Consider the following 23,817-nt stretch of genomic DNA (forward strand, 5'->3'; position numbering starts at 1 on the left):
GCCTATANCCCGAGATATCGATCCTGCAGGTCCGACGTCAGTTCGCCTGGCACCCCAGACCATGCACTGCGGCCATTTTCTATAATGACGCATCGATCCGCAACTGGCNAAAGCTCCGATAACGTCTTGTCCACTACTAGTATAGACAATCCCTCGGCTTTCAGCAGCTTGATTGCCTTCCAGATGTCCTGGCGGATGACAGGTGCCAGTCCTTCGGTCGCCTCGTCGAGAATCAGCAGTCGCGGGTTGGTCATGAGCGCGCGACCGATTGCCAGCATCTGCTGCTCTCCACCGGATAATGATTTGGCCATCTGGGCATGGCGTTCCTGTAGCCGAGGAAAGAGCTCGTTGACACGTTCCAGTGTCCATTTGCCGGGACGGGAAGCAGCGACAAGATTTTCGTAAACCGTCAGGTTCGGGAAACATCGGCGGCCCTCCGGCACGAGGCCAATGCCGAGCTTGGCCACACGATGCGATGGCAGACGGTCAGTCGATTTATTATCGAAAAAGACACGACCAGTCTTGGGCGGCATAAGGTTGCAGATCGACTTGATCGTCGTCGATTTCCCCATACCATTGCGGCCCATTAGAGCGACGACTTCACCCTCGACCATCCGGAACTCGACGCCGAACAGCGCCTGACTGCTGCCGTAATAGGTTGTGATATCCTGAACATCCAGTAGCATCAGGCGTGATCTCCAAGATAGGCAGTGCGCACGGTGGGATCGCGACGGATCTCTTCCACCGTGCCAGTCGCGATGACCCGGCCATAGACCAGCACCGAAATACGGTCAGCGAGTGCGAAGACAGCATCCATGTCATGCTCGACGAGCAGGATCGGGGCTTCTTGTCGCAGCGAATCTAGAAAGCGGGTCAGCGATTTCGAGCCTTCAGGCCCCATACCCGCCATCGGCTCGTCCAGCAGGAAAGCCTTTGAGCCCAGCGCAAGCGCCATGGCGATCTCAAGCTGTCGACGTTCGCCATGGGAGAGTTCCGCAGACGGAATGCGCGCACGTGCCGTTAGTCCGACACGCTCCAGCATAGCCATGGCTGCATCCATCAAAGTCTTGTCTGCCATGACTGGCTTGAAGAAGCGAAAGCTGGAACCCTGCCGGGCCTGCACCGCCAACATGACATTGCGGAGCGCCGAGAACTCCGGAGCAAGTGACGAGACTTGGAAGGTACGCCCGAGCCCAAGACGGGCACGTTCTGCCACACCGAGGCCGCTGATATCCTGACCGGCAAAGCGGATCGAGCCGCTGTCCTGCCTGAGCGTGCCGCAGATCTGGTGGATTAATGTCGATTTTCCCGCGCCATTCGGACCGATCAGCGCGTGAATCTCGCCAGGACGGAGGTCTATCGTGACACTATCGGTCGCTCTCAGCGCGCCGAAACTCTTGACGAGGTTCGAAATTTCGAGGACGGGCTCAACCATGTCTGGCCTTTCCGGCAAGAAGCCCGAGCAGACCCCCACGGGCAAACAGCACGACGCCGAGCAGGATCAGCCCGAGGAAGAACTGCCAGCGTTCTGTGAAGCCGCCCAGCGTATATTCGAGGATAACGTAAAGTGCGGCACCCGCAAGCGGACCGAACAACCGTCCCGTACCGCCGAGAATGATCAGCACGATCAGTTCCCCGGACATATGCCAAGACAACATGGACGGGCTGACGAAGCGGTTGAGATCGGCAAACAATGCGCCTGCCAACCCTGTGATCATTGCGGAGATTGCAAAACCCGTCAGACGGATACGGTATGGATTGATGCCGACTGTTGCGACGCGCACGTCATTCTGCCGCGCGGATTGCAGGGCAGCGCCAAAACGCGAAGCGCGGATCAACGCAAACAGCCCGATCACGACCATAAGTACCACATAACAGATCAGAAAATAATTCAGCGGCCGCATGGTCATGACGCCGGGCAACTGATTGCGAACTGTCATCGACAACCCGTCCTCGCCGCCATAGGCTGGCCAGGAGATCGCGAAATAATACACCATTTGCGCAAACGCGAGCGTGATCATGATGAAATAGACGCCGGATGTGCGCAGGCTGATTGCGCCGATTGCCAGACCGACCAGCCCCGCGACCGCAACCGCCACGATCCAGACGATCCACATCTGGTTGGTGCCCGAAAGGCCGAACAGGAGTGGGTCGCCTGAGAAACTATGGCTTGCGAGGATCCCCGCCGCATAACCACCGATGCCGAAGAAGGCCGCATGGCCGAAAGAGATCAGGCCACCAAGGCCAAGCGCCAGATTGAGACCCGTTGCCGCCAGCGCCAGTATCGCAATACGGGTTGCGAGCGTGATGTAGAAGGGTTGGCCAAACGCATTTGCCGCNAACGGTACGGCGAGCAGCATGGCGGCCAGAATGAGATTGATGAGGNTTTCACGGTTCAAGATCATCATGTTACGCATGCGCCGCCGGAAAGAGGCCGCGTGGCTTCACGGCAAGGATGAACGCCATCACCACGTAGATCAGCATCGACGCGGCTGCGGCGCCGATCATACCCGCCTGAGCAGGTTCTACGAAAAGCGCCATCAGCTTGGGAAGCAGGAAACGGCCCATCGTATCAACCACGCCGACCAGTAGAGCACCCAACAGCGCACCTTTGATTGAGCCGATACCACCGATGACAATAACAACGAAGGCGAGGATCAGGACCGGTTCGCCCATTCCGACTTGCACCGATTGTAGAGCGCCCACCATGGCACCGGCCAGGCCCGCAAGAGCCGCACCAAGAGCGAAAACGACCGTGTAGAGCGTGCGGATATCGACACCAAGCGCACCGATCATCTCACGATCACTCTCTCCGGCGCGGATACGCATGCCAAGACGGGTCCTTGAGATCAGCATATAGAGACCGAAGGCTACAGCCGCACCGGTTGCAATGATCGCAAGGCGATAGAGCGGATATTGCGCGCCCCCGGGGAGGCTGACGGCACCCTGCAGCAGAGGCGGGATATCAAGATAGAGCGGGAAGGAGCCGAATATCCAGCGTGTTCCTTCGGNAAATATCAGGATCAGCGCGAATGTGGCCAGCACCTGATCGAGGTGATCGCTGTCATACAGCCTGCGGATTACGATGAGCTCAATGATTGCGCCCGCGGCCGCAGCGCAGACCAAGCTGGCGATCAGGCCGATCCAGAATGAGCCGGTCCACGCCGCGACAGTGGCGCATGCGAATGCGCCAACCATGTAGAGCGAGCCGTGAGCAAGGTTGATCAGNCCCATGACGCCGAAGATCAGCGTCAGCCCGGCAGCCATGAGAAACAACATGACGCCGAGCTGGAGGCCATTGAGCAACTGCTCGAGAGCAAGTGCGATGGTCATGTACTACCCTTAGATCTTGCAGTCTTTGGCGTAAGCATCGCCATGATCCGTGAAGATTTTCTCGACCGTCTTGTTGGTCAAAACGCCATCGAGTTTCACCACTTCCGTGAGGTAAATGTCCTGGATCGGATGCTGGTTGGTGTTGAACTTGAACTTTCCGCGCGGCGACTGGATGTCTGCCTTCTTGAGTTCGGCACCGAATGCCTTGGCATCCTTGACGCTTGCCTTGGAGGCTGCCGACAGGATGAGTTGGGCCGCATCATAGGCCTGGACGGCATAGATCGACGGAAGACGGTTATATTCCTTCTTGAAATCGGCCACGAACTTCTTGTTAGCCGGGTTGCCCAGATCCTGCACCCATTGCCCGGACGCCTTTGCGCCGAGAGCGGCATCGCCGATTGCCGGCAGGACGTCCTGACTGAAGGAGAAACCCGGCCCCATGACCGGTATCTTGACGCCCGACTGGGCGAACTGCTTCATGAAAGCGATGCCCATGCCGCCCGGCAGGAAGGTGAAGATGCCATCGGCACCGGAAGCGCGCATCTGGGCGATTTCCGCCGCATAGTCTGTCTGGCCGACCTGAGTATAGATTTCGGCTGCCAGTTCGCCCTTGTAATAACGCTTGAAGCCAGTCAGAGCATCCTTGCCGGCCGGATAGTTCGGCGCCAGGATGAACATCTTCTTGTAGCCCTTGTTGGCGTATTCGCCCATGGCCTCATGAAGATTGTCATTTTGATAGGCAGCATTGAAATAAAGCGCATTGCAGTTCTTGCCAGCAAGTGCTGCGGGGGCCGCGTTAGTCGAAACGTAGAACTTGCCTTGCGCAACTGCACCCGGAACGACGGCCATCAGAAGGTTCGACCAGACGATACCGGTCAATACGTCAACATTGTCGCTCTGAATCATCTTGTCGGCAATCTGGACAGCCAGTTCAGGCTTCTGCGCATCGTCCTCTGTGACGACGGTAATCTCCTTATTGCCGGAATTCTTGATCGCCAGCATGAAGCCGTCGCGGGTATCGATTCCGAGGCCGGCACCTCCGCCGGAAAGCGTGGTGATCATGCCGATCTTGAGCGGCTCGGCAATAGCCAGGCCGGATGTGCCGATGCTCAGCGCCATTGTGGCTGCAGCTAGCATTTTCTTCATGTAACGAACTCCCGTTTGTTGTTGTGTCGTTCCCAGATTCCGGCGGCGGACGAGATTTCCACCGAAGGNTTTTTTATCTTCCACATTTGAGTGGAAGTTTCCATTGCACAGGCACGGCAAATTCCAGCCGTTGTGCAGTATGGGTTATGCAGGCAAATTCTGCTTCAGCCTGAAGCGCTGAATCTTGCCGGATTCCGTCTTCGGAAGACTTTCGGTAAAGACAATTGAGCGTGGATATTTGTAAGGGGCGATCACTGCTTTGACGTGATCCTGCANGGTCTTGACCATCAGTTCGCCACGCTCCGAACCTTTCGTCAGCACCACATGCGCCTCAACGATCGTTCCGCGTGCCTCATCGGATACCCCGATCACGGCGCATTCGAGCACCGCCTCATGTTTAAGCAGCGCTGCTTCCACCTCCGGACCTGCTATGTTGTAGCCAGCCGAGACGATCATGTCATCGGAGCGCGCGGCAAAGTGGAAGTAGCCGTCTTCATCCTGAGTGAAGCTGTCACCGGTCAGGTTCCAGCCGTTGCGGACGTAGTCCTTCTGGCGATCATCGGCGAGATAGCGGCAGCCGATAGGGCCCTTGACCGCCAAGAGCCCCACCTTGCCTCGGGCCACTTCGTTCATATCCTCATCGACAACAATCGCCTCGTAGCCGGTCAGGGGCTTTCCGGTGCAGGAAGGCTTGCTGTCGCCGATGCGGTTGGAGATGAAGATATGTAGCATTTCAGTGGCGCCGATGCCGTCGATGATCGGCTTTCCGGTCTTGCGGACCCATTCCTCGAACACAGGGCCGGGCAATGTTTCGCCGGCAGACACCGCAACGCGCAACGAGGAGAGATCAGCTCCACCATCCATCGCTGCCATCATTGCCCGGTAAGCCGTGGGCGCGGTAAAGCTGATGGTCGCCTTGTAGGTTTCGATGATCTCGATCATCTTCGCCGGGGTTGCGCTTTCTAGCAGCGTAGCCGCTGCACCGAAGCGCAATGGAAAGATCGCCAGCCCTCCAAGGCCGAAGGTAAAAGCAAGCGGCGGAGAACCAACGAAGACGTCGTTGGGCGTCACATCCAATATTTCCTTTGCAAAAGCATCGGCGATGATCAGCAGATCGCGATGGAAATGCATCGTGACTTTTGGAACACCGGTCGATCCGGATGTGAAACCCAGCAGCGCCACATCGTCACGGCCGGTCTTGACCGCCTGATAGCGGACTGATTTTCCGAGCGCCATGCGATCAAGTTCCGCGTCGTGATTGGCCGTACCGTCGAAACCGATCACCAGGGTCGGGTATTTGCTTTCTTTGGCGGCGGTGACCATCTCGTCCATCAGTCGTGTATCGCACAGGCACAGCTGGATTTCGGCTTTTTCGATGGTCTTGATCAGTTCGCCAGCGCGCAGCATCGGCATGGTATTCACCACGATCAGGCCAGCCTTGGTGGCAGCCAGCCAACAGGCAACCATAGCCGGATTGTTGGCAGAGCGGATCAGCACACGATTGCCGGGCTTCAGACCGTAATCATCGGTCAATGCCTGGGCGATCCGGTTGGTCCAGTCGGACAATTCCTTATAGGTGCGGCGCCGACCGTTGCCAATCAAGGCGGTATTGTCTCCAAAGCCACGCTCAACCATACGGTCTGTCAGTTCAACACCAACGTTGAGCCACTCCGGATAATCGAAGCCTTCCAGCTTGATTTCCGGCCATTGGTCAGCCGGCGGCAGATTATCGCGCGCGAATGTATCTTGATGGCCTGTCGGTCCCAGCATTCTTAGTTCCCANTTTTTATCTCGTGGCTTTGTGCCTTTCATGCAGAATTGCACCGCAAAGTTCAGCTTGCAAGAGAGAAATTTGAAGTTTGTAATAATTTTGCAAGAGCCTCTTTTGAGGATGCTTCAAAGCGAGGTCGTCTCGCGGGCAGGTTGTTCGTAGTGGCCTGATAGAAAGCGCAGCTTGAGTGCTATCGCCAAAAGGGTCTCGGTGCTGGGCGACCAATTGTCAGGCGGCGAGCATTGCTCTCACGTGATCGACAAGAACATCGAATGAGNTTTCAAGATTGCTGATCGACATTTCGTAATAGACTAGATGCCATTCAAGAGATCCTAAATGAACGAGCTTTCATCGGCGGCTATCGCTCGCTTGCGGCGTCATTCGGAGTTTCTGGAACTGCCTTAACGCAAATGGTCTGAGGATGACATTAGCTGCGTAGAACAGGCGACTGGCGTGTCCATTTCCCAGTCCTTGAGGGAAAACTATCTCGAAACGGGTGGGTCCGGATTGAAGCAGACTGAGCTTTATTTCACGGCGCACTTCCGTGAAAGCTACGAGGAAGAGGGGGGAACCAGATCATGTTTCAGGGTCCCGAATGGCGCTCAACCTTCACCAAACACTCGTGATTGGCCGAGATAATCTTGTGCGGTTGAATCCTCGATACCTGGTGTTTGAAATCGCGGACGGCAGCAACAGCTTCCTGCTGACGGACGCCGACGGCGCCATCCATTATTAGCCGCTGGCGTTCGATCCCATCAGGCATGGAGACAATGAAGCGAGCGTGGCAACAGAGGCGAACTCGATGTCGGAGTTTATCAGCGACCTTCGGACGCTCGACGAAAGCCTGTAGCGCGTCCATTGAAAGCGGAATCGCGTTGAGGATTCCTTGGCTGCGTCACGTGATGGTGTATCGACGCGATCGGTGGCAACCCGTTTTGGCTTGAGGTAAAAAGTCGGAGTTTTCAGTAAGCCGCATAGAGAGCGAGCCCAGCCTGCCCAGATCGGTCAGGCTGGGCTCGCGACCCGTAGGTCAGAGCACGCTGACGTTCTCAGCCTTCGATTTTCCGGTCTTGCGGTCCTGGCCAACTTCGAAGGTGACCTTGTCACCTTCTCTCAGCGACCCACCTTGTTGCAAAGCAGACACGTGAACGAACACGTCCGTTCCACCATTCTCAGGTGTAATGAAGCCGAATCCCTTGTCATCATTGAAAAATTTAACTGTACCGGTTGGCATAAGAGTTCCNTTTAATGTCATGCAGCCATTTGACCCGCGATAGGCTTTTTACCGCTTGTTTGCCAAACCAGCAACCTCCAACAACACGATAGTTGCATCAAGGNTTTTTGTGGACTGCTGATCGACCACTTGGCCAAGTTGACTGTCCCCTCCAGCGTTTCAATACTCTTCATGACCGCCTCGAAGCCAGGTGGGGTTGCAAAGATCATCATTGCCGACATCCGGTCGTAGTCTACGGTACGTTTCTTGCCTGCTTCTGCGGTTGTCGCCCGTAATGCAAGAAGTTTTGTCCATCTGAACGCGTGATCGAGTGCGGTCTTCTGTCAGGCTTTTGATTGCGGCATTTCGAAAGACCACTTGCAGGTAGAGTGATCTGCGGATCATGTCCAAATATTGACAAGACAAAATCCAGTTTAAATAGCCGAATATCTTGGTGTGCCGTCAGCGACGATTTCCATCTCATGTTTGTTCAGACATATCGTTCGCTCCACCCGTGGCGTCAAAACTCCTCCCAGCTGTCGCCGCTCTTCAATGCCGCGTTGCCATTGAACGCGTGAGCAACTTTGGCTGTCATCTGGCGAGCAGGCGAGGCGACGGGTCGCGAATGAACGTTGGCTGCGGTTGGTAGTCGATGTGTCACGGCTGCAGTCCCGATGTTGAATTGACTTATCAGTTCGAACAGCTGGGCTGCTTCTCTTGAAAGGCTATGGGCCGCAGCACTTGTTTCCTCGACCATCGCAGCANTTTGTTGTGTGCCCTGATCGATTGTGTTCACCGCTGTGTTGATCTCCTTGAGGCCAGTTGCCTGTTCTTTGGAGGCTTCAACAATGGCGCCGACGTTGCCATCTACTCGCACAACCTGGGTTACAATCTGCAGTAGCGCCTTCCCCGTATCACCGACCAATGAGACCCCGCTTTTCACATGCGCGTTCGATGCGTTGATCAGTTCCTTGATCTCTTTTGCAGCCTTGGCCGATCGCTGGGCAAGCTCTCGCACTTCTTGTGCGACGACGGCAAAGCCTTTGCCTGCATCACCTGCGCGAGCAGCTTCGACGCCGGCGTTGAGCGCCAGAAGATTGGTCTGAAAAGCGATCTCATCGATGACGCCGATGATGTTGGCGATCTCGCCTGCCGATTTCTCAATCATGCCCATGGCATCAACCGCTTGGCCAACAATTTTCCCCGAGTGCTCGGCATTTTCTTTGGTTGTGCGAACAAGCTCGCCGGCCTCTTGGGCGCGATGACTGGAGTCCGCCACGGTTGTTGTTATCTCCTCCAGCGCCGCAGCGGTCTCCTCGACGGAAGCGGCCTGTTGTTCAGTACGTTTGGACAGGTCGTTCGAAGCAGACTGAATCTGTTGCGACGAGGCGGCAATGGCGCCCGCGTTCTGGGAGATCGTCTGCAATGTGACCCGAAGCTTGGAAGCTGCCTCGTTGAAGTCCTCTCGCAACTTCTCCAGCGATGGCAGGAAGGGAATCGTAAGGGTCTGCGTTAGGTCGCCTTCCGAGAGAGCCTTGAGGGACCTCGCGAGTTGATCGACGTTGCCTACGCGCGTCGTGACGTCGGTCGCGAACTTGACGACCTTGAACACCTTGTCATTCAAATCGAAGATGGGATTGTACGAAGCTTGGATATACGCCTTTTTGCCACCCTTGCCGATGCGCATAAATTCTTCTGCAATGAACTCGCCACCAGCCAATCTTGTCCAGAAGCGACGATATTCTTCGCTGTTTGTAAAGCTCGGTTCGCAGAACATTGAGTGATGTTTGCCCTGAACCTCTGAGAGTTGATAGCCGAGGGTATTAAGGAAGTTCTCGTTTGCAGTGAGAATGTCGCCCGTTGGTGTGAACTCGATCACAGCCTGAGCACGAGAAATCGCGTCTAGCTTGCCGGCATCTTCGGCACTTTTCAGCTTCTGTTGTGTGATGTCGGTCGCGAATTTTACGACCTTGTAGGGCTTGCCACCGCGAAGTACAGGATTGTACGAGGCCTCGATCCAGACCTCCTTGCCACCTTTTCCAATCCGTTTGTACTGGCGGCGGTCGAACTCTCCACGCGTAAGCTTTGCCCAAAATTCTCTGTAATCGGAAGCCGCGGCCTCAGCAGGATCGACAAATAGACGGTGGTGCTGCCCCGCTATTTCGGACAGCTGATATCCTAGCAAACCACAGAAGTTCTCGTTCGCGGTAATGATCGTACCATCAAGTGTAAACTCGATGGTGGCCTGAGACCTGCTCATCGCTTCGAGAACGGCCTTTGCGTCAGCCCCGGTGCCAAATCCTAGCATGCATTCCTCCAAATTTCTGCTTCAACGGACAAGAGAGGTTGGGACAAGCCACCAGCGCCATCAGTCTTGATAGTACCAANTTTAGGGTAGGGGCGTTGATAGTTAGTAAACNAAACCAAATGACACAGACAATTTGCGTTATGCCCTTTGATGATCACAGGTTGCCGACCGCAAGGCGCCCAAATCTCCACACCTCCTGTTAGCAGCCCAGTGGGTTGCAGCGAAAATCGCCAACGCTTTAATTGTAATTTCCGCAATGGCCACAAAATCTAAGGTTGCCAGTTAACCTTTTGTTAATTGGCAGACCCCAAAACTCAAGTTATCCGGAAACCATGGAATCACGATGCCCGTCAGTCCGATTTCGATTCTCAATCCCAGCGCCCTGGACGCATACACCGATCTGCGGTCTGTCCCCAAGCACAGGCACTTCGGCAGGAATGATATCATCGACCGTCTAAGGTTGGCGGTCCCCTTCGACTACATTTCCATCAGCGGTCTTGATGTGGATCACTACCGGTTCGGACATGGNTTTTCGATCGACACTGACATGCCTCCTGCATTTCTTGAAGCATATGACGCCGACCGCCTTTTTTCAGTCGATCCTTTCATTCTTGTTGCGCAATCATCGACGTCCATCGTGGTTGAAAGAGAGGTCTATGCAGAACACGAGCCGCCGCCGCGGCTAATTTATCTGCAGCGTACGTTCGGGCTTCACAACAGAACCCTGATCCCTGTTATGAGAAATGACGTCATTTACGGTGCAATCTGCCTTGCACGGTCGACGCCGTTTGAGGAGAGTGAATTGAATTTTCTATCGGTCGTTGCGGGATCCATCCACACGGCCGTCACAAAGCCTTTGATGGATCGTTTCGCAGCCGATCAACTTCGTCTCTCAAAAGGCGAGATCGCCTGCCTAGCGCAGGCAAGCCTAGGCCTCACCAGTGAAGCGATCGCCGTGGCGACCGGTTATCAGCCCGATACCGTCAACAGCTACATCAAGTCTGCCGTGAAGAAGCTGGGCGCTATGAACCGCACGCAGGCAATCGCGGAGGCAATCCGTAGACGTCTCATTACCTGATCAGTTTGCCTTGAATCCATGTCCCTTTACAGCAATTTTTGATCGTTTGTGCGCCGCCAGCTATGAGGCGTGATCCTCTGTTTTATTTTTANTTCCGAAAACATGATCCTTTACTTTCATGGCTGGGATGTCGCGCCGAGAATGTGGATCATTTCTAATTATCAGCTTCACGTTTACCTAATATAAGTTCTCGACCCCTATATTAGGGTGTTCGCAGAGATAATTNAAAGAATTGGCATTGAAGCTGATCAGGCTCCGCAAGCGAAGGTGACTAGGCTTCCGCCTCGCTGNCCAAGGGGCATTGGCCGTTCACCCTGTCGACGAGAACAAAGCCTCCTCAACGAGAAATATTTTGCTCGCCCGGTCTGGCAGGTCAGGGCCATCAAGGTACGGGAACTGCATCGAAACGACGAAGCGCATCCGGGCCTCGTGGCGCCTCAATCGAAACGTTCCTATCATCGCTATGACAACGGGAATGATATGTTCCCTGTCTGGACGCAAACCGCATTTTGTGGCGTAGCGCAATCAGGCGTGAAATAGAACAAGTCCATTTCATGCTAATTCACGTAGTAACTNAAATAGGGGATGTAACCTCACAGGAGCTGGTGATGAATTTCTGCAGGCCTTTCCGCGCCGAACTGGTCAATACAAAGGAAATCTGGATTGTGGATGCGGATGGAGCCTTCGTAACCCGATTTCCGCGAACGTCAGACGACATTACGGCCGATTTGAAAAAGGCGGAGATCGTAGCGAAATCCGACAAGGGTGAAGACTTTTGAATACGGCAAGCCATGCGACGGTCCTGTGGGAGCTTAAAATTATAATGTCTGTAATAGTTTGCGTTTGCCGCGTCGCGAGATAAAAATCGAGTGATGGATGATCCATAGTCCGGTCAGGCCAAGGGCAGGGTTCTGGAGGAGTTGTCCCGTTAAAATTCGACGCTAGGCGCATGTAAATGATTGACTCTGCACGAAAGTGTCGAGTCAATCACGCGTTTCTATCCCCNTTCGAGTTTACGATCGATACAGGGTCGCTAACGTTGTTTTTATCCGTTATCGCAAGGCGGAGGTTCGCTTCCGTTCAAGAAATCCCACTGGAACGTATCTCAATTGCAAGCGGGTCCGAATTGTTATCGTATGCCAAGGGCAAACCGGCGAAGCAAAACTGCCGTGCTCAGCTGACTGCTGATCGACCGTTCTGAGGTGCGTCAGCTTTNAAAGGAGACCAGAATGACCAAACGTATCGNTTTCACAGGTGGCACGGGTAAGGCTGGGCGCCATGCCGTTCCAAAGTTGTTGGAAAAGGGCTATTCCGTTCTGAACGTCGATCTGAAGCCCTTGGATCTGCAAGGGGTAAACACGCTGATTGCGGATATCACCGATAGTGGTCAGGTATTCAACGCCCTGACAACGCATTTTGGCTTTGACGGTTTCGAAGAAGGCGCTCCGCCGTCTGCGCCCGATGCCGTCGTGCANTTTGCAGCCATTCCCCGCGTGTTGATTGAGCCTGACAATAAGACCTTCGAAGCGAATGTAGTCGGCACATACAATGTCATCGAAGCAGCTATGAAGCTGGGTGTTCGCAAGGTCATTATCGCCTCGAGCGAGACGACCTACGGTGTCTGTTTTGCAGAGGGGGACAAGGATTTCCACGCATTCCCGTTGGATGAGAACTACGATTCCGACCCGATGGATAGTTATGGCCTATCGAAGCTCGTCAATGAAAAGACGGCGCGCGCTTTTGCCATGCGCTACCAGGCCGACATCTACGCGCTGCGCATAGCCAACGTTATAGAACCACACGAATACTCCAAGTTTCCAGCCTTTCTTGACGATCCAATGTCCCGAAAACGCAATGCATGGAGCTACGTGGACGCGCGCGATCTCGGCAATCTCGTTCACCTCTGCATCGAAAAAGACGGATTGGGATTTCAGGTTTTCAACGCTGTGAATGACACGATCACTGCTGATCTTTCGACCGCCGAATTTCTCGCCAAATACTGCCCTGATACGCCGATCTTGCGGGAAATGGGCAAAGATGAAGCACCGCTTTCCAATCGAAAGGCCCGCGATGTTCTAGGCTTCAAGGAAGAGCATCCATGGAAACAGTATGTCGCAAGATAGCGCATAATCCTTATGCCAACACCAGATGAATGAGACATAGATGGCAGGCTTGGGACCCGAATGTGCCATTATCTCTTTATGTCTTCCAGGCAATCGATGACCACGAAAACATGTGCTGAACGCTTTCAGGCCTGCGGCTCCCGTTCGAGCTGTCCATTCTCGCGTTCTCGGTGACGCAGGCGCGTGTGGCTGTCGGCTGAAATCTTGGGGCTGTCACCTTACGACATTCGACCACTGACAAACGTTAGATGTGACGGCGACCGAGAGTAGACAGCATCGATAACGTCTTTGACTTCGATTAGGCTTTCATCGATGCGGTTCTTGCCGCCTAGCGGGGTGCGGCAAAGGACTACGCGAAGGATGTCCGGTCGAGGACATCTCCGGCGGTGGATCATACGTTGAAGCGCAGGCCGTAAAAGGGCCTGCGCTTCTCTAAACCGTCGTCTAATAAAGTTGGGGTCAAAATATGATCGTTAGACGCCAGCTTTACGCTGCTGCGGCCCGCAGTCCGACGCTCGTTGAACGTCGGGTCACGAACTGCCCCACCATTTGGGCCAGGATTTCAGTTTCATGCACAAGGGTTTGAGATGCGGCGGTTGTCTCCTCGACCATTGCTGCATTCTGCTGAGTGACCTTGTCCATCTCGTCGCCGGCCGTGGAAACCTCCCGCAGACTTACGGCCTGTTCTCTGGCCGCCATCGCAATCTTGTCTATGATAACACTGATGCCGCCGACCTGCTCACAGATGTCCTTGAGTGATGTGCCCGTTTCGTCAACGAGCTTGACGCCTGCTGTCACCTGAGCTGTCGATGTTGAAATCAACCCCTTGATTTCGCGAGCAGCACTTGCAGATCTTTGGGCAAGCTCGCGCACTTCTTGTGCAACGACGGCAAAGCCCTTGCCGGCTTCCCCGGCACGAGCCGCCTCGACACCTGCATTGAGCGCAAGCAAATTCGTCTGGAATGCGATTTCGTCGATGACACCGATGATGTTGCCGATCTTTGTCGATGAATCCTGAATTTCGCTCATCGCGCTGATGGCGCGTTCCACCACCGCTCCGCCGCTTTCCGCGTTTGTCTTGGCGAGCGCGACGGTCTTTTGCGCGTGGCCTGCACCATCGGCAGTACTATTGATCCCGTTGGCCACCTCGCCCAAGGCGGCAACTGTTTCTTCGAGAGAGGCAGCCTGCTGTTCCGTCCGGCGAGCAAGATCGTTGGATGCACTTGATATTTCAGACAACCCCGACCTGATCGTTCCAACGCTGAGTATGACAGCGCCGATCGCTTCTTCCAATGTGGAAACGGCACTATTGAAGTGATCTCTGATACGCTCGTATCGGGAATCGACAGCTCCGATGCGCGCCGTCAGATCACCCTTCGACAGGGCGTCCAGACCGCCGGAAATCTGCCGGAAGGCATACTCCATCGCTTGCGATTCCGTCAAACGCTCGGCTTCACGTTCAAGCCGCAGATTTTCCGCTTGCTGCCTTTCGCGACCTGTCTCGGCCTCGGCGTGGATTCGGGCACGGTCGTTTTCCTGAAACACCTGCAGCGCACCGATCATCTCACCGATTTCGTTGTCGGTTTTCGCCAGCTTCAGATGTGTATCGGGTTCCCCCTTTGCCAGACGCGCCATTGCCTGCGCAACCTGCATCATAGGCCGCGCAACGGAGCGGACCATAAAGAGTGCAATGGCCATAGCCATGACAAGGCTGAACGAACCGGCGCCCCACATCCAGGACCTGCCCTGACTACCCTGGAGTTCCGATTCCGATGCAATTTCGCCTGCGATCTCAACAATGCCGTCGGTGACGCTCTGCGATGTCGACACGACCAGCGACGCCTGCTGATCGAACGACGCCAAATTCGTCTTCATCGAGTCGAAAGTCTGGCCCAGTTGGGAAAGACTGGCAGTCATGTCATTGCCGGTAGTCTTCGCCAGCATTCCACCGAAGACTTCTGCCTTCTTCAGGCCTGCTGTCACTATAGCGGCAGCTTCATCAGAGGGTTGGAGGCGATATCGTTCGACTTGAACCAGAATTTCTTTCAAGACATTGCTGAAGTTGCGTGCAGTGCCGGAAACGATACGCGCCTTAGATCGAGCTTTATCTTTTTCGCTTTTGGAGGCCAGTTCCGTTTCCGCGGATCTACGTAGCACCTCGTCTAGCTTCTGAGAGGCGGTTGAAATCTTAGCGAACAGCGCGAAGTCCTGTGTTGAGGAAAAAGCTGAGCCGTTATCTTTCAAAATGGCGGACTGAATCTCCGCGAAGGTTTTCTCCAAGCTGCTGACGATCGGCTGGATGTCAGGTGTTCCTCCCAGTTTGACAACTTCAGTCAAGCCGGCCTGGGCACGAGCCATCGGTTCTGTTATCTGATCGGCTGATATCTGCCCGCCCTGCACGGAGACTTTCACAAGCGCTAACTCGAGTGCATTGATCCCTTCGCTGAAATTGCCAGCATTCTGCATAAGGACACGGATGGTGTTTAGACTAATCAGCGCATTGTTCGAATTGGTCTCGGCCTGGTTGGCGATATCTTGTGCACTCTTTTCAGTCTGATCAGCCAAGGAAACCATGCTTCCAGTGGCATCACGCAGAGCGATGGCTGNTTTCTGGACAGCATCCTGAGAGGCTCCAAGAGCTCTGACCGCATTTGACATTATAGATATGCCATCTGAGAGCTGCGTGCTTTCTTCTTTTGACAGCGCCAAAGAAGTGAGTGTCGCTTGCGCTGTCTCTAGGGCACTGGCTGCTTGATCAATCCGCTCGGGCTCCTTGCTGACAAGATACTGGATAATGGCACCTTCAGCCTTGTTGGCTCCGATCAGTACCNTTGAAGTATCCACCGTTTGAGACACGGCGCCTGTCAGGTTACCAATACCACGGATCCCGACAACTGCGACCAGCACGACCGATATGAGCAATAAAGCCATCCCGCTCGATGTTCTGAAACCTATGGATTTCACCTTCTGGGATAATTTCATGTTCCAGCCTCTTCCCCGCAGCATAGCGCCGCCCACGCATTCAGCGAACGCTAAGGGAAATGAATAAAAAACTGCTTAAATCCAACAAAGATCGTCTAAAATCAAAGGCGCTGAAAGGTTGAAGCTGTTTGCGCCGAATATCGCTCAAGCATGACGGGATCGTAATTGGCGCGAAATTGAACTGCACCGGGTTTGCCGGAGGTTGTTTGGTCCAAGTTACGCTGCCATAGCTGTTTGCTCCAGCATGCATCATATCGTTCGTCGGCTTCGGCTGGCGGGATATTCCCGCTGGACTCCAGAAAACGCCGGTGATTGAACCGTCCACCCAGTCGGGCGTCGTTGATGATACAGGCCACGCGTAAGGAAGGCGCAGGTTCGGACCTGCGCCTTCCTCNTTTTAGCGGTTATTTTTTGCCCGCCAGACTTCATATCGCTGCTGATACTCGTCCTTGGTGCCAGGATAGAGGCCTATGACGGCCTCGCCGGCCTTTACCTGTTCGAGCACGAAGTCCTCATAGCTTTCCATGCCTGCGCATTCATCGACAAGTTCATCTGCCAAGTGGGCAGGGATGACCATTACACCGTCCCGGTCGCCAACAAGAACGTCTCCGGGAAACACGGCTACATCCCCGCAGGAAATTGGCACGTTGATGTCCAAGGCTTCGTGCAACGTCAGATTGGTCGGTGCCGATGGCTTGGAATAATAGGCTGGCATGTCGAGCGCGCCGATGCCTTCCGCATCGCGAAATCCACCATCGGTAACGACGCCTGCGGCACCGCGCAGCGCAAGGCGAGTGATGAGAATAGAACCAGCGGTCGCTGCGCGCGCATCCTTGCGGCTATCCATGACCAGAACATGGCCCGCCGGGCAGGTTTCGATTGCGACACGTTGCGGGTGGTCGGGATTGCGGAACACGGTGATCGGGTTACGATCCTCACGCGCCGGAATGTAGCGCAAGGTGAATGCCTGGCCCACCATGGTTTCCGCTTTTGGAGCCACCGGTCCCACACCCTGAATGAACTGGTTGCGCAGTCCTCGCTTGAACAAGGCGGTGGCAATCGAAGCCGTCGAGATCNTTTTGTATTTTGCGCGCGTGGCGTCGCTCAGAACATAGTCTGTCATGGTTGGTCCTTCCTCAATAAATATCCGGTTCGCCGGCGGGTCTGCCGAAGTCCGTTTCCAGAAAATCNAAATCGCAGCCCTGATCTGCTTGCGTCACGTGGCGGGAGAACATCCACCCATAGCCGCGTTGATACCGTGGCTCAGGCGCTACCCATTCCGACTTGCGACGCGCAAGCTCGTCGGCATCCACCAGCATGTCGAGGCTGCGGCTGGGTAAATCGAGACGAATGATGTCACCCGTCTTTAGGAGTGCCAGCGGGCCGCCGACATAACTTTCCGGTGAAATATGCAATACGCAGGCACCGTAGGACGTGCCGGACATTCTGGCGTCAGAAATGCGAAGCATATCGCGGTAGCCCTGTTTGATGAGCGCTTTGGGTATGGGCAACATGCCCCATTCCGGAAAACCCGGCCCACCCAGTGGGCCAGCATTGCGCAGCACGAGAACATGGTCAGGTGTCACATCGAGATTTTCGTCATCGATGGCCNTTTTCATTTCAGGATAGCTGTCGAATACCAGTGCCGGACCTTGATGGACATGGAATTTCGGATCGCATGCCGCCGGTTTGATGACGGCACCGTTGGGACACAGATTGCCGCGCACCACCGCCAGTGAGCCTTCATGATAGACCGGGTTGGACAGTGGGCGGATAACATCTTCATTGTAAACCTGCGCGCCTTCCAGGTTCTCTCCCATGGTCTTGCCCGTCACGGTCATGGCAGACAGCTCAAGCCGGTCTTCGATCTGCTTCATCAAGGCTCGTAANCCCCCGGCGTAGAAGAAATCCTCCATCAAATAATCTTTTCCCGACGGGCGGACATTGGCGATAAGAGGGGTGATACGGCCAAGCGCATCGAGATCGTCCAGTGTCAGCTTGACGCCAGCGCGGCGCGCCATAGCAATAAGATGGACGACAGCATTGGTCGAACAGCCGGTCGCCATGGCGACGATAGCGGCATTGCGACAGGCGGCATCCGTGATGATCTGATCCGGTGTCAAATCCTCCCAGACCATTTCGACGATTCGGCGGCCGCAGGATGCTGACATCCGCTGGTGGTTGGCATCCACGGCCGGGATTGATGACGCGCCGGGCAAAGTCAGGCCCATCGCGTCGGCAATGGCGGTCATCGTGCTGGCCGTACCCATCGTCATGCATGTACCGGCAGAGCGGGCAATGCCGCCCTGTACGCCCAGCCATTCCTCGTCTGTTATATTGCCAGCGCGGCGTTCATCCCAGTATTTCCAGGCATCCGAGCCGGAGCCGAGAGTTTTTCCGGCATAATTGCCCCGCAACATGGGTCCGGCAGGCAGGTAAATCATCGGTATTCCTGCCGAGATCGCTCCCATGACGAGGCCGGGCGTCGTCTTGTCGCAACCGCCCATCAACACCACGCCATCCAGCGGATGGGAGCGGATCATCTCTTCCGTCTCCATCGCCAGCATGTTGCGGTAGAGCATCGATGTGGGCTTGGTGAAGCTCTCGTCGACGGATAGCGACGGCATCTGGACCGGGAAACCACCGGCCTGACTGACGCCCCGCTTCACGTCCTGAACGCGCTCCTTGAAATGGGAGTGGCAGGTGTTGAGTTCGGACCATGTATCGAGAATGCCGATGATCGGCTTGTCCCGAAAATCCTCCTCGCCGTAGCCGAGCTGCATCATGCGCGAGCGGTGTCCGAAACTGCGGAGATCGTCGGGGGCGAACCAGCGAGCACTGCGCAGCGTCTCAGGTGTTTTTGTGTGTGTCATGGCANGGGCTTTCCAGAGAATGGGAATAGAGCAACAAGCGGACTACTCTTTCATTCCCCATTTTTGAATGGTGTGACGCTCATGGTTTGAAAACGAGATTTTCGACGATCAGGCCGATGATGATGACGGTCAAAAGCCCCGCAAAGACGGCGGGAATATCGAGCAGGTTGCGATTTTCGAAGATGAACCGGCAAAGGCCGCCTTGTCCCGATAAAACGCCGAAGACGAGTTCGACCGCAATCAGTGTCCGCCAGGCAAATGCCACCGATTTTCAGGCCCGTCAGAATGGATTGAAAAGTAGCCGGGACGAGGATACGCNAAACGTAGGATATGCCTGTGAGACCATGATTGGCCCCCGCCATGCGCAATGTTTTCGATACCCGGAGGAAACCGGAATGGGTGTTGAGCGTAAGCACGGTCAGCCGCGCGGCCAGCAATGCGCCGATGACGTATCCCGTGAACAGGATTTGCAGCGTCGTCCATATCCGGGAGGGCAGGGTCCCATCGACAAAGTGGTCGACAAGCATCACCAGCGTTTCACTCGGTGTCGGAAAGAGCAGCGGATTGTCCAGATAGAAGGCATAGGCCTGCCAGATGATCGCCAGCACTAGTATTAAAGCGATTTTGCGCACTGCGCCGATGCCCCACAGCGTCACCGGCGCACTCAATCTCTGTTCGACCGACTTGATGTCGTCATATTGCCTGATCTCGGCGACATCCGCCGCAAGGATGATGTTTGTCGACAGCATATTTCTATTCCTCGTGACCGGGTCGGAGGAAAGCAGCAAGTTGTGGATATCGTGTTCCAACGTTGCTGCGCTTCCGTCCTCGTGGCTCACCTTGTCGATGACAACATCTGCTTTCTGGCTGCATTGAAGCACTAAAACATCAGTGCATCAACCTGAAATATGTGATGTAGTGAGATTCGATCTGTAAAGTGAGTACAAACGCATGAGTGGTGTGATCAGAGGCAAGCAACTGGATCGGTCGAGACAGGTGGCTTTGCAGGTACACGAAATTCTTCGAGACAGGATTCTCAAACTGGAACTGGTGCCGGGAACGATCCTGTCGCGTGCGTCCTTGCAGATGGAGTTTGGGATCAGCCAGACCCCCGTTCGAGATGCGTTGATGCGGCTGCAGGAAGAGGGTCTGGTGGATGTCTATCCACAATATGCAACGCTTGTCGCCAAGATCGACGTCGATCATGCGAGGCAGGCACAGTTCCTGCGGTTATCGATCGAACTGGAGGCTGTCCGCCGACTGACCGAGGGCGCTCCGAGAGAGACGGCGTTGGAGCTCACAGAAATTCTGACCCGACAAAAGGCTGCGGAATCCCCCGACACCTATGATGTCTTCGACAGTATCGACCGGGAATTCCACAAGAAGCTTTACGAGAAGACCGGAGTTCTCCAGCTCTGGACGAATGTGCGCCGCCAGAGTGTCAATCTTGATCGGTTACGGCGGCTCAACCTGCCTATGCCAGGAAAAATGCAGACCGTGCTCATTGAACACGCGGCGATTGTCGAGGCTATCGCGTCAGGCAGGGCCGAAGATGCGACTGCTGCGTTGCGGACGCATCTCTCCGGCACGCTCTCAGCCGTAGATGCTATCCACGCTAAGTTCCCAACCTTTATGTTCAATTCGTCAGCAGGTTGAACTCTTGGCGAGCTTCCGGTCCGCGCGATCGCTCTTTATAAAGGGCGAAGGCGATGCCACATCCATCGCGTTCCGTGTCAACCGCGACGTAAAAACCAACAGGCCCACATCACATCCGACGCGGGCCTATTGAATTTTCAGATGGAAGTGTGCGCTTACTTTGCGCGGATCGTCTTCAGCTCTGCCAAGATGCCATCAACGATATCAGCGCCGATCTGCTCCTTGTGCTTCTCGTACACGACCATGGACTTCTCTCGGATACGGACTTGTTCTTCAGCTGACAGCTGGTTCACTTCAAGGCCTGCTTCCTTAATCTTTTCCAGCGACTTCTTGTTCAGCTCCGCGATAACCTGGCGTTCGACATCACGGCCGACGATTGCGCATTCACGCAGGGCAGCCTGCTCCTCCGGGGTATAGGTATTGAAGATTGGCTTGGAGAAGAGGAATAGGAACGGTGTGTAGGCGTGATTGGTTTCGGTGATATACTTCTGCACTTCAAAGAATTTCGAGGTGTCGATGGTCACGTAGGGATTTTCCTGCGCATCAATCGCCTTGGTTTCAAGCGCCGAGTAAACTTCACCGAACGCCATCGGGGTAGCGTTTGCCCCTAGATTCTGGAAAGTGTCGAGGAAAATGTTGTTCTGCATGACCCTGACCTTTAGGCCGGAAAAGTCTTCCCACTTCGTCACTGGTCGCTGTGAATTGGAGAGGTTACGGAAGCCGTTTTCCCAGTAGGCCAGGTTGATCAGACCGGCGGCATCGAGCTTCTCGTTCATGTTGTCGCCGAACTTGCCGTCGAGAACCTTATACGCCTCGTCGGGACTGGCGNAAAGGAATGGCAGATCGAAAACGCCGAGTGCTGGAATGATGCCGACCAAGGGTGAGGACGAGGTAACGACAGCTTCTTGGACGCCGGATCGCAGTGCCTGGGTTGCTTGAAGGTCGCCGCCGAGCGCGCCGCCCCAGAAGGCCGTGAGCTTGAGCTTGCCGCCGGACTTCTCATCCAGGCATTGTTGCATGGCCTTTATGCCGTTGCCGACCGGGTGATCAGAGTTTATCCCGTTGGAAACGCGAATGGTTCGGCTATTGAACTCGGCAAAGGCCGGAACCGAGCCCGAGATTGCCATGGCGATGGCGGTCGTCGCAAAAAGTAGCTTCTTCATGATGTATTCCTCCCAGTTTGAGCATTAATTGGCACGGTTTGTGGCGAGAAAGTCAGTACAACCATCTGGCCGGGACGATCACGAGATCGGGAAACAGAACGAGCAGGNAAAGCACGAGCGTTTCCGCGATCAGGAACGGCAGAACGCCGACCGTGACCTTGCCCAGCGGAATTCTCCCAACTCCGCTGACAACGTTTAGAACGACGCCCACGGGCGGCGTGATAAGGCCGATACAGTTGTTCATGATGAACATGACGCCGAAATAGACGGGGTCGATGCCCGCCTGCTTGACGATTGGCATCAGCACCGGCGTCAGAATGAGGATCGTCGGCGTCAAATCCAGAGCTGTACCGACGACCAGGACCAGAACCATGATCGCGAACATAAGCAGGATCGGACGGTCGATCAGCGGCTCGATGTAACCTGCGATTTCGGCGGGTATGTTCGCCGCCGTGATCAGCCACGCAGAGACAAGCGCAGCGCAAACAAGGAACATGATGACCGAGGTCGTTTTGGCCGCGCGCAGTATGACACCTGGCAAGTCGCGGGGCTTGAGTTCGCGATAGATAAACATGCCGACGAAGAGTGCATAGATCGCCGCAATGACCGCCGCCTCAGTGGGGGTGACAACGCCTGCCTTGATGCCGCCGAGAATAATCACGGGCATGCCGAGCGCCCACAATGCGCGGCCTGTGGCTTGTAAACGTTCCTTGCCGGATGTCTTCGGCAGTGCCTCAACCTTGTCCTTGCGTACAACGATTAGCCAGGTAACGACGAGAGAAACACCCATCAGAATGCCGGGAAAGATACCGGCCATGAAGAGTTGGGTGATCGAGACATTGGCAGCAACGCCGAAAACGATGAAGGCCATGGATGGAGGAATGACGGGTGCGATGATGCCACCTGCGGCGATCAGGCCGCCCGAGCGGGGAACGTTGTAGCCTGCCTTGGCCATCATCGGGATGAGGATGGCGGCAAGGGCCGCCGTGTCAGCCGCAGCCGAACCGGAAATTGACGCCATTATGAGGGCGGCAACAATGGCGACGATTCCGAGGCCACCGCGGATATGGCCGACGAGCGCGATTGCAAATTCAATGATACGCTTCGACAGTCCACCGGAATTCATCAGNTCGCCAGCAAGGATGAAAAACGGAATTGCGAGCAATGTGAATGTGTCGGCACCCGCGATCATGTTTTGCGCGATGATCTGGCTGTTGAACATTCCCATGTACCACATGAGGATGACGCCGCAGAACATCAGGGAAAAAGCGACCGGTACGCCGATGGCCATGGCGCCGAGCAAGGAGCCGATGAAGACGAGGAGTGTCATCAGGTGCGCTCCGCCATCTGTTCGATTGACAGATTTTCACCTGTGAAGGCCGCAATTTCGTCTTCGGTGACACCGCCGGTCAGGAGGCGGAAGAGGCGTTCAAGCGAAATCAGCACGCACCCAGCGCCTGTGAAAAATCCAATGCCATAGACCCAGGCCATCGAAAGCCCGGTCACGGGTGCGACCATGCTGGAATTGATCGGAAGCTGGACCCAGGTGCCCCAGNAAAAAATGGCGGAGCACAGGATAATGACCATGTTGGTGAGAATCATGCAGGCGATGCGACCCTTACGCCCTAGCATGGCCACTAAAGATTCCACGCCGAGATGGGAATGTTCACGAAATGCCACCACCGCCCCGATGAAGGTGAGCCAGACGAAAAAGTAGCGCGACATCTCGTCTGATACGTTTATGCCCTGGTTGAAGCCATAACGCAGCACGACATTTCCGAACACCATCAGCGCCATGCCTGCCAGAAGAAGGATCAGCAGGATTTCAAGGAACTTGTAAAATAGATCGTTTAGCTTTTGCATTTTCTCCTCCCCCGACGTCTGTTACAGACGCCCAAGCCGCACTTGTTCCTGACCCGAGCGAGCATGGTGCCATCCGGGTATGGTGATTGCGATCGAGTTACACGAGTTCAGGTATTCCGATGAACGACTGATCGGTTGTATAGTGCTGATACCGGTCATCTTGACTTCGTCACCACGTTTCAGCTGAAGGCTGAGTGTGGTGTATCGTGCAGCCATAAGCGTAAAGCCACCACTCGAAATGTGGTTCGGCACGAGGTCAACGACAGAGACTTTCACCGAATATGACAAGAAAACCCTCCGATTTCTAG

The 23,817-nt window shown here is 55.1% G+C and carries 20 protein-coding genes and 1 pseudogene; 5 read left to right on the plus strand and 16 right to left on the minus strand.

Annotated features, from left to right (window positions below; genetic code table 11):
* Positions 1 to 2: 2 nt before the first annotated feature.
* The 6 genes from CUC55_RS01570 to CUC55_RS01595 all read right to left on the minus strand — a co-directional run bounded on the left by CUC55_RS01570 (position 3) and on the right by CUC55_RS01595 (position 6,249).
* Positions 3 to 689, minus strand: a complete 687-nt coding sequence (locus CUC55_RS01570) for an ABC transporter ATP-binding protein (RefSeq protein ID WP_210200650.1) — start codon at positions 687 to 689, stop codon at positions 3 to 5.
* Positions 686 to 1,435, minus strand: coding sequence for an ABC transporter ATP-binding protein (locus tag CUC55_RS01575; protein WP_067653491.1), 750 nt, complete (start codon positions 1,433 to 1,435; stop codon positions 686 to 688). The genes CUC55_RS01570 and CUC55_RS01575 overlap by 4 nt, the downstream gene beginning before the upstream one ends.
* Entirely contained in the window at positions 1,428 to 2,417 is a 990-nt protein-coding gene (locus CUC55_RS01580) for a branched-chain amino acid ABC transporter permease (protein WP_103086775.1), read from the minus strand. The genes CUC55_RS01575 and CUC55_RS01580 overlap by 8 nt, the downstream gene beginning before the upstream one ends.
* A complete protein-coding gene (locus CUC55_RS01585) occupies positions 2,410 to 3,333 on the minus strand; it encodes a branched-chain amino acid ABC transporter permease (RefSeq protein WP_103086776.1) in 924 nt (307 codons plus the stop codon). The genes CUC55_RS01580 and CUC55_RS01585 overlap by 8 nt, the downstream gene beginning before the upstream one ends.
* A gap of 9 nt (positions 3,334 to 3,342) precedes the next feature.
* Positions 3,343 to 4,479 (minus strand): ABC transporter substrate-binding protein, encoded by a 1,137-nt coding sequence (locus tag CUC55_RS01590; protein ID WP_067653639.1) that lies wholly within the window; start codon positions 4,477 to 4,479, stop codon positions 3,343 to 3,345.
* A gap of 144 nt (positions 4,480 to 4,623) precedes the next feature.
* On the minus strand, positions 4,624 to 6,249 hold the full coding sequence (locus tag CUC55_RS01595) for an AMP-binding protein (protein ID WP_103086777.1): 1,626 nt from the start codon (positions 6,247 to 6,249) through the stop codon (positions 4,624 to 4,626).
* A gap of 596 nt (positions 6,250 to 6,845) precedes the next feature.
* Between CUC55_RS01595 and CUC55_RS22635 the strand changes: the two genes are divergently transcribed.
* Positions 6,846 to 6,986 (plus strand): hypothetical protein, encoded by a 141-nt coding sequence (locus CUC55_RS22635; RefSeq protein ID WP_157940883.1) that lies wholly within the window; start codon positions 6,846 to 6,848, stop codon positions 6,984 to 6,986.
* 294 nt (positions 6,987 to 7,280) lie between these two features.
* Here the strand turns inward: CUC55_RS22635 and CUC55_RS01600 are convergent, their stop codons facing one another.
* Positions 7,281 to 7,484 carry a cold-shock protein gene (locus CUC55_RS01600; protein ID WP_067653483.1) on the minus strand — a complete coding sequence of 68 codons (204 nt, stop codon included), beginning with the start codon at positions 7,482 to 7,484 and terminating at the stop codon, positions 7,281 to 7,283.
* A 499-nt stretch (positions 7,485 to 7,983) separates the two neighbouring features.
* Entirely contained in the window at positions 7,984 to 9,771 is a 1,788-nt protein-coding gene (locus tag CUC55_RS01610; protein ID WP_103086779.1) for a methyl-accepting chemotaxis protein, read from the minus strand.
* A 343-nt stretch (positions 9,772 to 10,114) separates the two neighbouring features.
* Between CUC55_RS01610 and CUC55_RS01615 the strand changes: the two genes are divergently transcribed.
* The 3 genes from CUC55_RS01615 to CUC55_RS01620 all read left to right on the plus strand — a co-directional run bounded on the left by CUC55_RS01615 (position 10,115) and on the right by CUC55_RS01620 (position 12,972).
* Positions 10,115 to 10,849: a helix-turn-helix transcriptional regulator gene (locus tag CUC55_RS01615; RefSeq protein WP_067653477.1), complete on the plus strand. Its 735-nt coding sequence runs from the start codon at positions 10,115 to 10,117 to the stop codon at positions 10,847 to 10,849.
* Positions 10,850 to 11,457: 608 nt separating this feature from the next.
* Positions 11,458 to 11,628 carry a hypothetical protein gene (locus tag CUC55_RS22640; protein WP_157940884.1) on the plus strand — a complete coding sequence of 57 codons (171 nt, stop codon included), beginning with the start codon at positions 11,458 to 11,460 and terminating at the stop codon, positions 11,626 to 11,628.
* A 450-nt stretch (positions 11,629 to 12,078) separates the two neighbouring features.
* Positions 12,079 to 12,972, plus strand: a complete 894-nt coding sequence (locus CUC55_RS01620; protein WP_103086780.1) for an NAD-dependent epimerase/dehydratase family protein — start codon at positions 12,079 to 12,081, stop codon at positions 12,970 to 12,972.
* Between the two features lie 486 nt (positions 12,973 to 13,458).
* Here CUC55_RS01620 and CUC55_RS01625 read toward each other — a convergent pair whose 3' ends face one another.
* From CUC55_RS01625 to CUC55_RS01645, 4 genes and pseudogenes are all read right to left on the minus strand, one after another.
* A complete protein-coding gene (locus CUC55_RS01625) occupies positions 13,459 to 15,537 on the minus strand; it encodes a methyl-accepting chemotaxis protein (RefSeq protein ID WP_245417670.1) in 2,079 nt (692 codons plus the stop codon).
* Between the two features lie 814 nt (positions 15,538 to 16,351).
* Entirely contained in the window at positions 16,352 to 17,077 is a 726-nt protein-coding gene (locus CUC55_RS01635; protein WP_103086781.1) for a ribonuclease activity regulator RraA, read from the minus strand.
* A 13-nt stretch (positions 17,078 to 17,090) separates the two neighbouring features.
* Positions 17,091 to 18,827, minus strand: a complete 1,737-nt coding sequence (gene araD, locus CUC55_RS01640; RefSeq protein ID WP_103086782.1) for an L-arabinonate dehydratase — start codon at positions 18,825 to 18,827, stop codon at positions 17,091 to 17,093.
* Positions 18,828 to 18,869: 42 nt separating this feature from the next.
* A pseudogene (locus tag CUC55_RS01645) lies at positions 18,870 to 19,576 on the minus strand (ABC transporter permease).
* Between the two features lie 202 nt (positions 19,577 to 19,778).
* Between CUC55_RS01645 and CUC55_RS01650 the strand changes: the two are divergent.
* Positions 19,779 to 20,483: a GntR family transcriptional regulator gene (locus tag CUC55_RS01650; protein WP_067653465.1), complete on the plus strand. Its 705-nt coding sequence runs from the start codon at positions 19,779 to 19,781 to the stop codon at positions 20,481 to 20,483.
* A gap of 155 nt (positions 20,484 to 20,638) precedes the next feature.
* Here CUC55_RS01650 and CUC55_RS01655 read toward each other — a convergent pair whose 3' ends face one another.
* From CUC55_RS01655 to CUC55_RS22645, 4 genes are all read right to left on the minus strand, one after another.
* Positions 20,639 to 21,646 (minus strand): TRAP transporter substrate-binding protein, encoded by a 1,008-nt coding sequence (locus CUC55_RS01655; RefSeq protein ID WP_103086783.1) that lies wholly within the window; start codon positions 21,644 to 21,646, stop codon positions 20,639 to 20,641.
* 52 nt (positions 21,647 to 21,698) lie between these two features.
* Positions 21,699 to 22,976, minus strand: coding sequence for a TRAP transporter large permease (locus tag CUC55_RS01660; protein ID WP_103086784.1), 1,278 nt, complete (start codon positions 22,974 to 22,976; stop codon positions 21,699 to 21,701).
* Positions 22,976 to 23,509 carry a TRAP transporter small permease gene (locus tag CUC55_RS01665; protein ID WP_103086785.1) on the minus strand — a complete coding sequence of 178 codons (534 nt, stop codon included), beginning with the start codon at positions 23,507 to 23,509 and terminating at the stop codon, positions 22,976 to 22,978. The genes CUC55_RS01660 and CUC55_RS01665 overlap by 1 nt, the downstream gene beginning before the upstream one ends.
* A 21-nt stretch (positions 23,510 to 23,530) precedes the next feature.
* Positions 23,531 to 23,797 (minus strand): hypothetical protein, encoded by a 267-nt coding sequence (locus CUC55_RS22645; protein ID WP_157940885.1) that lies wholly within the window; start codon positions 23,795 to 23,797, stop codon positions 23,531 to 23,533.
* Positions 23,798 to 23,817: the final 20 nt, after the last annotated feature.

It is taken from the genome of Agrobacterium bohemicum, assembly GCF_002896715.1.
Classification (GTDB): Bacteria; Pseudomonadota; Alphaproteobacteria; order Rhizobiales; family Rhizobiaceae; genus Agrobacterium; species Agrobacterium bohemicum.